This is a genomic window from Veillonella sp. CNR 79/14 (assembly GCF_003992185.1).
Taxonomy (GTDB): domain Bacteria; phylum Bacillota; class Negativicutes; order Veillonellales; family Veillonellaceae; genus F0422.
Genome location: NZ_RQVH01000018.1, coordinates 1 through 13,052, shown reverse-complemented (window position 1 = coordinate 13,052; position 13,052 = coordinate 1). Strand labels below are relative to the sequence as shown.

Here is a 13,052-nt window from a genome sequence, read left to right as displayed (position 1 = left end):
ATCTAGTGTAACATAGATTAGTTTCGATGTGTATGGCATTTCTATTCATACATGTAGGCTGTTGGATACTATTTGTTCACGTCAATTTCCAATACATTGAAAACCGTCAGTCCTCCCATTATCCCTTAATCGCTTGAAACGCTTCTTTTGCAATTTGTAAGGTATATGCCAAATCTTGATCGCTATGGCACGTAGATAAGAAGTTGCTTTCATATTGGCTGGCTGCATAATAGATGCCACGTTCCAAGTTGTAGTGGAAGAATGTTTTAAACGCTTCCATATCACAAGCGCTGGCGTCATCGAAGTTATGCACTGCTTTATCTGTGAAGAAGAGAGTAAACATAGATCCTACTCGTTGTACTACTACAGGTACACCTACTTCTTTCGCCGCCGCTTCTAATCCTTGGCATAAGGCTTCTGTAGATTCCTCTACTTGACGGAATGCATTCGGATGTTTTTGCAACATAGACAAGGTAGCAAGACCTGCCGCCATGGCTACTGGATTACCACTCAAGGTGCCTGCTTGGTACACAGGACCGGATGGAGCAATGGAAGACATAATTTCTTTCTTGCCACCGAATACCGCCATTGGTAAGCCACCGCCTACGATTTTGCCTAAGCATGTTAAGTCTGGAATGACATTGTAATATTTTTGTGCACCTCCAGAACTGGAGCGGAATCCGCACATCACTTCATCAAAGATGAGGACTGCACCGTGCTCTGTCGTTACTTCACGCAAAGTCTCCAAGAATCCTTCCACAGGAGGTACACAGCCCATATTACCTGCTACTGGTTCCACGATGATGGCTGCAATACTTTCACCATGAGCCTCGAACAATTGGCGAACTGCATCAGAATCATTGTATGGCAATGTAATCGTATCCTCTGCCACACCAGTTGGCACGCCGGGACTATCTGGCACTCCAAAGGTAGCTAAGCCAGAACCAGCTTTCACTAACAAGCTATCACTATGACCATGGTAACAGCCGATAAATTTCACGATTTTGTCACGACCAGTATAGCCACGAGCCAAACGCAAAGCACTCATGGTAGATTCTGTACCAGAGTTCACCATGCGCACCATTTCCATCGACGGATAGAAAGCTTGAATTTTTTTCGCCACTTCTGTTTCAAGCAGTGTTGGTGCTCCATAACTAGTACCACGAGGGATGGCTTCCAAAATAGACGCCACGATTTCAGGATTCGCATGACCTAGAATCATAGGACCCCAAGACAATACGTAATCGATGTACTCATTGCCATCAATATCGTAAATGCGAGATCCACTAGCAGAACTGATAAAAGGAGGATTGCCCCCTACACTGCGGTAAGAGCGAACGGGACTGTTCACACCACCTGGCATATATTCACGAGCCTCTGTAAAGGCTTGTTTTGATTTTTCTAAACTAAACATAATGGCTCCTATATTTCCACACTATTTTTCTTGTAGCCAACGTGCCACATCCAGGGCATGATAGGTAATAATCATCTTTGCTCCTGCTCGTTTCATGGATAGCAAGGTTTCCAAAGTAATGCGTTTTTCATCTACCAACCCCGCTGCCGCTGCTGTTTTAATCATGGCATATTCACCGCTGACATTGTAAACGGCTAAAGGACAATCGAAGTTATCCCGTACTTCGCGTACAATATCCAAATAGGATAGAGCTGGCTTAATCATAATGATATCCGCCCCTTCGATGATATCTTGTTCCACTTCACGCAAGGCTTCTAAACGGTTCGCCTCGTCCATTTGGTATCCTTTACGGTCCCCAAATCCCGGTGCAGAATGGACCGCATCACGGAATGGTCCATAATAGGCGGATGCATATTTCGCCGCATAACTCATGATGGATACATGGCTAAATCCCGCTGCATCTAAGGCTTCACGAATCGCAGCAATACGTCCATCCATCATGTCAGATGGTGCCACCATGTGAGCACCCGCTTTCGCATGGCTCACTGCTACATTACACAATAATGGCAACGTAGCATCATTAATGACTTCATGATGTTCCACATGACCGCAATGACCTGTAGATGTGTATTGGCAAAGGCATACGTCGGAAATCACGATCAACTCTGGTACTTCTTTACGGATCGCCATAATCGCTTGCTGTACCGGTTGTTCCATATCCCACGCAGAAGAACCATCTTCATCTTTGTAAGTAGGAATGCCGAAAATTTCGACTCCCTTAATACCTAAGTCATAGGCTTCTTTCGCCAATTTTATAGCCTCGTCCACGGACACATGATATTGTCCTGGTAAGGAAGAAATTTCTTCTTTCACCGCTGTTCCCGGAACAATAAATATAGGATAAATTAAGTCTTCTACTTGTAATGTTGTTTCACGAACCAACGCACGCATAGCTGGGCTGATGCGCAATCGTCTTGGTCGATTTCGTAATTCCATATTATGCCTCTTTCTATTTGCAATCGTTCAAGATTAGATCCACCATCGCAGGGATTGTAAAAGTTTCACCAATTAAATCTGGTTGAATCCCTTCTTCTACACAGGTAGCACCTGTAATCGGTCCAATGCAAACAACCTTCGCGTTTCCTAATAAATTCACTGCATCGGAGCCAAGCATATCCTTTGTATTCGTCACCGTAGAAGAACTTGTAAACGTAATGTAATCTACTTCCCCTGCTCGTAGGGCTTCTTCTAAATATTCTTTGTGGGACGTGTCTTGTACTGTTTCATACAAACGCAATACCGTCATATCGCATCCTGCTTGTGAAAGTCCTTTATAAATCACGTCGCGTGCCACTTTTGGTTGTACTAGCACAAAGCGCAAATCGCCTAGCACTCGTTCTGGCCATACACGACTCTGTTCTACTGTAATGGTTTCCACCACAGATTCCGCCTGGTAATTCGGTGGCACGATGTCCGCACGAATGCCTCGATCTAATAAAGATTTTGCGGTAGCACTGCCGATAGCACATACTTTCATAGAACCTAAAGCACGGCTATCTAAGCCACGGTCTAATAAACCATCAAAGAAGAACCGCACCCCTTCGGCAGATGTAAAAATTAATCCATCGTAGGAAGATAAGCTATCATAAGCCACATCCATCTCCTCTGTACGAGGTAACGCCTGTGTTTTGATAGCAGATGCTTCGATGACATGGGCCCCCAATTCTAGTAATCGTTCAGATAAGGCGCTAGCTTTACTACGAGCTCGTGTGACCACGATAGTTTTACCAAATAATGGTTTATTATCAAACCAACGTAATTGCTCCCGCAAAGATACTACTTCCCCAACGATAACAATAGCTGGTGCTTTCAATTGCGCTTTTTCTACATCTTCTACGACATGCTCCAAGGTAGAGACCAATGTTTCTTGGATTGGTTTTGTGCCCCAACGGATGACTGCCACTGGCGTTTCCTTAGGACGACCATATTTGATTAAGTTAGTGGCAATGCTCGGCAAATTCGAGATACCCATCACAAAGGAGATCGTATCCACAGATTTAGCTAAGCCATCCCAATTCATACCAGATTCTGGTTTTGTTGGATCTTCATGACCTGTAACAATAGCAAAAGACGTCGCCATGGCACGTTGAGTGACAGGAATCCCAGCATAGGCTGGCGCAGAAATACCAGATGTAATACCAGGTACAAATTCAAATGGCACGCCCGCTTCTACCAAAGCCAACGCTTCTTCACCACCACGACCAAATACTAGAGGGTCGCCCCCTTTAAGACGAGCCACCACTTTACCTTCTAAGCCACATTTTACGAGAAGTTCGTTAATTTCCCATTGATGCATCGTATGATTGTTGCTTTTTTTGCCCGCATAAATGATCTCTGCCCCTTCTTTCGCATAGGACAAGAAATGAGCATCTGCTAAATAGTCATAGACAATAACGTCAGCTTTTTCAATACATTCCTTACCTTTTAGAGTGATTAATTTATGATCACCCGGTCCGGCACCAATTAAATATACAATGCCTGTCATTTCAATACTCCTCTTTCTACTAAATCGTCAATGATGGCTTTGCCCCCTTCTTCATAGAGAGCTTTCGCCAAGTTACGACCTAACATATCTGCTTTTTCTTTTGGTCCTGACAATTCACCTTCAAAACAATTTTTTCCATCTAGAGAAGCAATGATAGCTTTCAACGTTAATTGTCCTTTATAAATCGTCCCATGTACACCCATCGGTACTTGGCAACCACCTTCGAGTTGACGAAGGAAACTACGTTCTCCACGAGTAGCCCACATAGTATTTTCATCGTGCAATACAGATAACATATCTAGCATTTCTGTATCATCCTTGCGACATTCAATGCCCAATGCCCCTTGACCCACAGCAGGAATCATTTCATCGCTAGTGAAAGTCTGTGTAACAACAGATTCCAGCCCCAATCGTTTTAACCCTGCCTCTGCTAATACAATGGCATCAAAGTTTTCTGTTTCTAATTTGTTCAATCGCGTTTGCACATTCCCACGAAGTACAGAAATCTGCAAATCAGGTCGTTGATTCAACAATTGTGCTTGACGGCGTAAACTACTAGTCCCTACCTTAGCACCTTGTGGCAGTTGATCCAGTGTTTTATATTTTGGTGATACCAAAGCATCGCATGGTGTTTCACGCTCTGTAATCGCACCTAGTACCAAATCTTCTGGTAATTCTGTAGGCATATCTTTCAAGCTGTGTACAGCCAAATCGATGCTACCATCACGCATAGATGCTTCTAGCTCTTCTGTAAATAAACCTTTACCACCGATTTCAGCCAATGGTTTTTCTAAAATACGATCACCTTTCGTACTGTGATGGACTAACTCCACCTTGCACTGTGGGTAATGTTTGCGCAATGTATCTGCTACATAGTTGGCTTGCCATAAAGCAAGGGCACTACTACGGGTGCCTATACGAATTATGTTTCTCATAGTGTGTCGTCCTCCACTTCCAAAGCAAACATATCTTGGAATAACTTCCAATAATCTCGCTCTTCTTCTTTACCCGCTACTTCACCAAAATGAATCATTGGATCACGCAATAATTTACGTACCAACATGCGGGACATATTGCTAATAATCTTACGTTCTAGCTCTGTGGCATTAGGTAATTTTGCCATCGCTCGATGTACTTCACGTTTACGAATGGCTTCTGCTTTTTCACTAAGCAAGACCATAATAGGACGAACCGATAGATATTGTAATTTTTCTTCAATTTCTTGTAAGGCTTCTTCTAAGATAGGCTCTGCTTTTTGAGCTTCTTCTTCTCGTTGGTGTTTATTCGCTTCTACTACACTTTCCAAGGCATCAATGTTAAACAAATACACTCCGGGAATTTCTGTTACATCTGGGTTGATATCACGGGGAACAGCAATATCGATCATGACAATTGGTTTACCACCACGGCCATCCATGATTTCTTCCGCTTCTTCCCATTCAATCACATAATGAGGTGCACCAGTAGATGTAATAATAATATCTGCTACTTTGGCTTCTTCTACAAAATTGTCAAAATCAACGGCTTTACCATTGAATTGCTTTGCCAATTCTTCTGCTGTTTTGAACGTCCGATTGGACACGAAAATACTCTTTACCCCTTTAGCTTGTAAATGACGAGCTGTGAGCTCACTCATTTGACCAGCTCCCAAAATGAGAACCTTTGCCTCACTGATAGGAATCTCTAAACTATCTTCCGCTAAATTGACTGCTGTATAACTAACTGAGACTGGCGTATTCGCAATCCCCGTCATCGTACGCACACGTTTCCCTACAGCAATGGCTTTTTGGAAAATAATATTAAACACAGATGCTGTTAATCCCTTACTATAGGAAGAAATATAGGCCATTTTTAATTGGCTCAAAATTTGACCTTCTCCTAACACAAGAGAATCTAAACTAGATGCTACTCTAAATAAATGAGAAATACATGCCTTCCCTTCATATAGGAAAAACCATTTCTCATCTACGTCTACCGTTTCTTCACCTTTCAGATGCAGTAGTAAACGTATCATATATTCTTTTACATTCTCCATGTCATTTAGGACGACATAGAGTTCTGTGCGGTTACACGTCGATAAAAGGACGCATTCCTCTACTTCTTCATGAGCATAGATGTGATCCATAGCATGATCGAGAGCTTCTTTGGAAAAAGAAAATTTCTCTCGTACATCTACAGGTGCACTTCTATGATTCAGACCTAATACGACTAATTGCATGTACAATATTCTCCTTCACTGAGTCTCCTTGACCCTGTAATATTTGTATAAACTCCGATTCTCCTAAATTTGTACGCCAGAACTGCTCTCGTTCTTTGGGCGTATTTAATATATGCTGTAATTCTTGTCTCCATAGACGAATCTGAGGTAGCCACTCGGCTAATATGCCGTACCTGGTTTCTATATCCTGTCTAAGCAAGCGACTCACTCGTGGGCTCACTTGATTGGTAAATATAGAAATCTCTAAATCACCAATCTCCGTAGCACTGCCGAATACCCAAGTAGAATCATCTTTCACATCAGCCCGATTAATGAAAGCTTGTACTTCTTGAGCATCTTCCATGACTTGCGCATTCACAGCAGGAATATCCGTAGCAATAATGACAAACTGTTGCCCTACCATATATTCTGAGCTATAAGGCTTCTCTATCCATTGTAATACACCTGCTTCATGGTATGTTACAATGTCAGGTAATACATCAGGACTGACTACTATAATAGATGCCTCTTCGTCTATTAACTTTTCAATTCTACGCAGCGCTACTTGTCCTCCGCCGACTACAAGACAAGGCCTGTCTTTAAGTGAAAGTCCAACTGTTATCATCCTACTATCCTTATATGTCTCTACAATGGCAAAAACGGCTTGAATACTCAAGCCGAAATTCACCTTATACTTCTGTTTCTGTCTCTACAGGTTTTGTTTCCTCTAAAGCAATACCATCTAATAATTGTAGTTGTGCTGTTAAAATTGATTCTACTTTTGCACGGAACACGGCCATTTCATTCGCAATGGTAGCATATTTAGCTTCTGCTTCTCGCAACGCACGATTGGCATCTTCTAAAATCGTAGATCGTTGTTGTTCCGCATTCTGTAAAATTAAATCAGCCTCTTTACGAGCTGCCTCTTTTACATTTTCACCAGTCTCTTGAGCAAGCACCAATGTATTGCGCATAGTTTCTTCCGTTGATTCATATTGATTCAAACGTTTTTCCATTTGCTCTACTTTATCAGTCATTTCACGGTTTTCACGATACAAGATTTCATAAGCTTGTACCACTTCATTCAAGAACTCGTTTACTTCATCGCAGTCAAAGCCACGAATACTTTTTCCAAACTCTTTATTATGAATATCCATTGGTGTTAACATAGGATCAGCCTCCTTACATAAATCGTTTTAGATGTACTCCAATACGCCCTTTTTTAGACGTGCCGGTAATACTTTCTATTTGCATACGACCTCTGCCACGAAGAGAAATAATATCTCCTTCTTTTACTTCTTGCGCTGGTCCTTTCGCAGGTTGCCAATTCACTTGTACTAATCCTGCCTTAATGGCCTCCACAACTTTTGTACGAGATGTACTAAAACCTGAAGAAGCTATAGAATCCAACCGCATAGACGCCACAGTAGTTCGCACTTCTTTTATTTTTTCTTCTTTCGGTTGTAATTCACTCAATTCCATCCGTGATACTGTAACCGTGACCATAGCAATTTTTGTAAAGTTTTGAATCACAAAATCTGCTATCGTTGCATCTACGATTACCTGCGCCCCACCACTAGTGACGATAATATCTCCAAAATGAGTGCGATCAATACCAAGTCCCATTAAGGAACCCAACACATCGCGATGTGTCAATAATCGGAATCGTGGATCCCAAGATACTTTCAACACCGCAATTTGTAAGTCTACTGTTCCTTGAAAGTGAGGGTCCACAAAAGCCACTCGAAGGCGTTCTGCCCCTTCGTAACCACCACTGGAAATGATATTAATACCACCAAAATTCGCTTTTACTGCATCTGCAATGACAAGGCCTGCAGGTGACATAAAATCTGTCACACGATAAGGTCGGCCTGCTTGTACTTGCTCCGCTAGATCAATCATACGTCTAGCCTCTTCGCCATTACCAGATGCTTCAAAATATCGAATTAACTTTTCTTTATCTTTCACGTTGTTTTCCTATTTCATTTGACCGTTCATAACAAGCTAAGATGCCTTCCATAATAGAAGAACGCAACCCTTCTTTTTCCATGGCTGCAATACCTGCTATAGTCGTACCTCCGGGAGATGTCACTTGATCCCTAAGCACACTTGGATGAGCGCCTGTTTCTAAGGCAATCAAGCCAGAGCCATACATCGTCTGTACCGCCGCTTGCAACGCCAATGGCCTAGTGAGACCAATCCGAACACCTGCATTTGCCATAGCATCTAAAATGGTATACATATAGCCTGGACCTGCCCCTGCTAGAGCGCCAATACGGTCTAAATCAGCTTCTGAACATACCACTGCTTCACCTAAGGCTTCAAAAATGCGCAAAGCTTGTTCTCGCTCACCTGGTGTCACTTGTTCACTACTAGCAATCGCTGTAAAGCCAGCTTTTACCAAAATCGGAGTATTCGGCATAGCTCGTAACCAATGTACATGGGGTGCAAAGGATTGTAATGTATCCAATGTAATGCCTGCCGCAATGGAAATACATAATGTTCTCGCCTCGATTTGTGGTCCCACCTCTTCCATAAGAGACGGTAAGACTTGAGGTTTTACGCCAAATACAATGGTTCTGTACTCATCAAAAGCAGGTATGGCATCACAGTCCGTGAAGGCTGTGACACCTAATGTGCGCTCTAATTCTGCTGCTTGCTCACTGCGACGCACTAGTACATCTACTTCCTCAGGGCCCCAAACACCTTGTTCCAAAGCCCCCTGTAAAATAGCACCACCCATCGATCCTACACCAATTAGTAGTATTTTTTGCATGGCTACCTCCTAATGCTTAGGCTTGTGGTTCTTTCCAAGCTAATTTGTCAGATATTTCTGTGTACTCTTTATCTGTATAATCTACAGTTACATTCACTGGTACACAGATAAAAATATCTTTGCCAATTTTTTCTAATTTGCCATCTAATGCAAATGTAGCACCACTTACAAAGTCCACAATACGTGCTGCTTCATGAGGGTCTGTATTTTCAAAGTTAATCACTACTGGACGCATATCGCGCAATTGATTTGTAATATTTTCAGAATCATCGAATGCTTTTGGCTCTACGATGACTACTTTCATACCGCTAGAACGTTGTGCCACTGTATTATATCCTCCTGTTTTTGGTCGTGCTGCAGATGCTACTGGTCCATTGCCACCTGCTACTGGTGCTGTTACTACTGGTTGTTGAGACTCTTCTTCATACATCTCATTATCATATTCATCAAATTCATATTGATCATCTTGATTACTACCAAAAAAACTTTTTACAGAATTCCAGCTATCTTTCAGTGCCATCGTTAATTCCTCCATTACTCATTATAGTGGCGTTCTCCAAATATTGCTGTTCCTACACGAACAATATTTGCACCTTCTTCAATTGCTACTTCAAAATCATGGGTCATCCCCATGGATATATATTCAATCTGACCTTCATTAAAATGAAGTTTCATGTCTTCAAATAAAGCGTGAGCGACTCTAAATATAGGGCGAGCCTCTTCCGGATCATCAAAAAATGGTGCCATACACATAAGCCCTTTTACCCGTACATTGGGTAATGATTTGGCATATTCCCGTATGGTTGGAAACTCTTCCACATCCATCCCAGACTTGCTTTCTTCTCGTGCCACATTCACTTGTAGTAATACTTCTTGTATAAGTCCTTCTCTAGCAGCAATACGTTGGATTTCATCCAACAATTTCACGCTATGAACTGAATGAATTAAAGAAAATTTACCCACTGCATTACGCACTTTATTGTTTTGTAATTGTCCAATTAAATGCCATTGGAGTTCCGGTCCCTGGTAGAGTTCCATTTTTTCTTTTGCTTCTTGTACACGATTTTCGCCTACAGTTCTTACACCTAGTTGAGCTACTTCTTGTACAGCCTCTACAGGATGATTCTTCGTTACTGCTACAAGTGTAACAGAATCCCTTCTCCCCACTCGTGCCTTAGCCGCTTCTATGCGTTCTTGCACGTTATGTAATGCTGTTGCAATCATATATGTCAGTCCTTTTTTCGTCGTTACATTTCACTCTGAAAGGTCTTCACAAAAAAATAATACTTTATCTTTTTTATTATAAACGAAAGAATAAGAAAAGTACATAGAAAAAGCATGATTTCAAGCCTAGTTCTTAAGATTTTCTTATTCTTTGTCATAATTTTATTCTATTCTCGAACAATGCCTAAGAATGTATCTCTAAATTTCCGTACTACTCATGTTCTACACAAGGTCTTATGATATACAAAACTATTGAAACTCCATCATCTATTAACCTTGATTTTGTAATACTGCAAACATAGCCATTCGTCCCGTCTTGCCTGCATCCCCTCGGTATGAATAACATCCTTCTGTCATCATCGTGTCCGTAGCAGACAGAATCACTTGATCTATAGGCACACCTTTTTGTACGACACAAGCTGCAATATATCCTTTCAGATCTATATGTGGAGTAGGTGTCGCTTGTTCTAACCGTTGGAGATAACGCACGACTGCATTTACCTGTGAAAGTCCCAAATTACCCATATCCTGTCGAAATTGTTCAGCAATCTCTTCACTCACCTCAAATGAGTCTTCTCCAATGGAGGGACCGATGAAGAGGTAGCAATCTTTTGGCAACGTTCCGTACGCATCGTGCATACTATCCATCGTGCGCTCCACAATGTGAGCGATGGCACCACGCCAACCTGCATGAACCACTGCCACCGCATGATGCACCGCATCATAGATAAGCACAGGCACACAGTCTGCCACGAGCAACAAGAGTGGCACATTCACCAAATTCGTATGAATCGCATCACTATCTGGGATACTGTCTTCCCAACTGAAAGCACCTCTACCGACAAGCTCTTCCGTCACCCTCGTCACGCCTACCCCATGCACTTGCTCACCACAAGTCAAATGATTTGAATCCACACCTAACACCTGCGCTAAGCGTTTGCGGTTCTCTACCACCGCTTTCGGATCATCACCTACATGCAGACCCATGTTAAAACTATTAAAGTTACCTTCACTGACACCACCATAGCGGTAGGTCACACCATGAGCGAGGGGAAAACCCTCTAACAGCGGACTGTATTCATAGGTAATACTGGTGGAGCTATCCTGAGAAAATGGTGCATGTCGAAGAGAGGAGGAAGTTTGGAATGATTTAGTTGTGTTCATGTTAGGTCCTCCTGTGTTATTAGTTGAATAATATATATTATGAATTTAGATGTTATAATTCATAATGGATTAAATGGGAATTTACTTTATTAATTTCAGATGTAGATTACGGAAATAAACTTGATAAGTATCTTTTTAGGAATTAATAATCCTAATCTTAGTTACCTTTTCTCCATTATTTTCAAAAGTGATACCAGTTTTGGCATCTGATGCCCATATAAAAGTTCCGTAGAAGCATTTTGTTTCCCTGCTTCATCCCAAAATTTTTCAATCTTTTTCCATGTTTTAGACAACCAGCTAGCTTTTACATGTGTTGGCATGAAGATAGTGGCACTGAATAGTGCTAGTAAAATAGATGTGGTTAGCTTCTTCATAAAGATACCTCTCATTGGAAATATATATCAATGAGAATGCAGATGAACTTTCGTTACTCTTTCACCATCATTGTCAAAATAAATACCTGAAATATAGTCTGAATTCCACATGAATGCACCATAAAACCACGCATTATTGTCAAAAATATATGTTGGTCGACCATAGACATTATACACCTGTTCTAGTGTGTCACCTACTGCAATCCCACGATGAGTCGTAGCATCTCTATTCGTAATCTCAATATAATCTACCACGTTATTATCATAATAGTCGCCTTTTGTAAACGACATATCGAATCTTACTCCACCATATCTCATACCACGATTAATTTCAGTAGGTTCACCAAGGTTATTTCTTACTTGTCTGAAAGTAGCTCCCATAGGAACTCCCAACACTTGATATTCAATAGCCTCTAATGAATGACCTACAACTTGATGAAGACCAAAGTTTCTTGGATACTCAGATCGTTGTGGTAAACGAATCGTACTGGAAGGTGTACTACTTGTTCCAGTAGTGCTGCTTTGTTTCCCCGCTTCATTCCATGATTTTTCAACCTTTTTCCACGTTTTAGACAACCAACTCGCCTCTACATGGGTTGGTGTGAAGATGGTCACACTGAATAATGCTACTAGAATAGATGTAGTTAGTTTTTTCATGGTCTCTCTCTTTCATTCACAATCTAATATATTTTTAATATAGCTACTTGACATACCTCTAAAAGAAACTTTGTTTAAGAGTTTAAATATAGTTCATACATTGCTTCACAAGGCTTTAAAATAACCTTTATCGAGTTAAAGTTAATTCCGTCTAACCCATGAAATATATCCATACTTGCATCGCCCAAATGTATTTCTTCATTACCATCAGTAGGCATTAAAAATGCATTTTTACTAATCAAAAGATTATTTTCATTAGCAAAATCTCGGTAAGCTAATTCATACAAATACTGCTTTGTCACATCAGATACACCTGGTTGGTTTTTCACTGTAGAATCATTAAGTTTTATGCTGTAATACTTCGCATCATATATTGCGATCTGATTATCTTCAATCGATATAATATCAGGTATCAATGTCTTGTTAGCAGCATGAACATTCCCCGACTTCTCATGCTTCCATTTTGGTTTTGAAATCACATCAGAAAGTAATGCAGATTGCTTTTTATTTTTAGTATAGTGCAACCCTAACTCTTTTATTGGTTTATTGATACAGTCATTCATGACAACAGAACATACATCTTCCCACACTAAATTAAAACTTGTGGTGCCTACAAATGATATATTATCTGAAATAGATATAGTTCTATCTTCTTCTATATATCTTTTTAATAGCTTCAGAATATTTTGCTTATACGTAAC

Annotated in this window: 15 protein-coding genes; all 15 read right to left on the bottom strand. The window is 41.0% G+C overall.

What is annotated here, in order from left to right; all coding sequences use genetic code 11:
• Window positions 1-118 precede the first annotated feature (118 nt).
• The gene (hemL, locus tag EO119_RS06370) at window positions 119-1,414 is read right to left on the bottom strand and encodes a glutamate-1-semialdehyde 2,1-aminomutase (RefSeq protein WP_126941074.1); all 1,296 of its coding nucleotides are present in this window, start codon (window positions 1,412-1,414) and stop codon (window positions 119-121) included.
• A gap of 21 nt (window positions 1,415-1,435) precedes the next feature.
• A complete protein-coding gene (hemB, locus tag EO119_RS06365) occupies window positions 1,436-2,410 on the bottom strand; it encodes a porphobilinogen synthase (RefSeq protein WP_126941073.1) in 975 nt (324 codons plus the stop codon).
• A gap of 13 nt (window positions 2,411-2,423) precedes the next feature.
• Window positions 2,424-3,959 carry a uroporphyrinogen-III C-methyltransferase gene (gene cobA / locus EO119_RS06360; protein WP_126941072.1) on the bottom strand — a complete coding sequence of 512 codons (1,536 nt, stop codon included), beginning with the start codon at window positions 3,957-3,959 and terminating at the stop codon, window positions 2,424-2,426.
• On the bottom strand, window positions 3,956-4,894 hold the full coding sequence (hemC, locus tag EO119_RS06355; protein ID WP_009353940.1) for a hydroxymethylbilane synthase: 939 nt from the start codon (window positions 4,892-4,894) through the stop codon (window positions 3,956-3,958). Before hemC ends, cobA begins: the two co-directional genes overlap by 4 nt.
• Window positions 4,891-6,177, bottom strand: a complete 1,287-nt coding sequence (hemA, locus tag EO119_RS06350; protein WP_126941071.1) for a glutamyl-tRNA reductase — start codon at window positions 6,175-6,177, stop codon at window positions 4,891-4,893. The genes hemC and hemA overlap by 4 nt, the downstream gene beginning before the upstream one ends.
• A complete protein-coding gene (locus tag EO119_RS06345; protein WP_126941070.1) occupies window positions 6,146-6,781 on the bottom strand; it encodes a bifunctional precorrin-2 dehydrogenase/sirohydrochlorin ferrochelatase in 636 nt (211 codons plus the stop codon). Before EO119_RS06345 ends, hemA begins: the two co-directional genes overlap by 32 nt.
• 64 nt (window positions 6,782-6,845) lie before the next feature.
• Window positions 6,846-7,325, bottom strand: coding sequence for a DivIVA domain-containing protein (locus EO119_RS06340; RefSeq protein WP_009353901.1), 480 nt, complete (start codon window positions 7,323-7,325; stop codon window positions 6,846-6,848).
• A gap of 13 nt (window positions 7,326-7,338) precedes the next feature.
• On the bottom strand, window positions 7,339-8,124 hold the full coding sequence (locus EO119_RS06335; protein ID WP_126941069.1) for an RNA-binding protein: 786 nt from the start codon (window positions 8,122-8,124) through the stop codon (window positions 7,339-7,341).
• Window positions 8,114-8,932 (bottom strand): pyrroline-5-carboxylate reductase, encoded by an 819-nt coding sequence (gene proC, locus EO119_RS06330; protein WP_062400918.1) that lies wholly within the window; start codon window positions 8,930-8,932, stop codon window positions 8,114-8,116. Before proC ends, EO119_RS06335 begins: the two co-directional genes overlap by 11 nt.
• 16 nt (window positions 8,933-8,948) lie before the next feature.
• Window positions 8,949-9,452, bottom strand: coding sequence for a cell division protein SepF (locus EO119_RS06325; RefSeq protein ID WP_009353917.1), 504 nt, complete (start codon window positions 9,450-9,452; stop codon window positions 8,949-8,951).
• Between the two features lie 14 nt (window positions 9,453-9,466).
• The gene (locus EO119_RS06320) at window positions 9,467-10,156 is read right to left on the bottom strand and encodes a YggS family pyridoxal phosphate-dependent enzyme (protein WP_126941068.1); all 690 of its coding nucleotides are present in this window, start codon (window positions 10,154-10,156) and stop codon (window positions 9,467-9,469) included.
• 270 nt (window positions 10,157-10,426) lie between these two features.
• Window positions 10,427-11,320: a peptidoglycan editing factor PgeF gene (gene pgeF / locus EO119_RS06315; RefSeq protein ID WP_126941067.1), complete on the bottom strand. Its 894-nt coding sequence runs from the start codon at window positions 11,318-11,320 to the stop codon at window positions 10,427-10,429.
• Between the two features lie 161 nt (window positions 11,321-11,481).
• Window positions 11,482-11,694 (bottom strand): hypothetical protein, encoded by a 213-nt coding sequence (locus tag EO119_RS06310; protein ID WP_126941066.1) that lies wholly within the window; start codon window positions 11,692-11,694, stop codon window positions 11,482-11,484.
• Window positions 11,695-11,721: 27 nt separating this feature from the next.
• Window positions 11,722-12,351, bottom strand: a complete 630-nt coding sequence (locus EO119_RS06305; RefSeq protein ID WP_126941065.1) for a TonB-dependent receptor — start codon at window positions 12,349-12,351, stop codon at window positions 11,722-11,724.
• A 74-nt stretch (window positions 12,352-12,425) separates the two neighbouring features.
• A partial coding sequence (locus EO119_RS06300) for an LlaJI family restriction endonuclease (protein WP_126941064.1) occupies window positions 12,426-13,052 on the bottom strand: 627 nt, incomplete at its 5' end.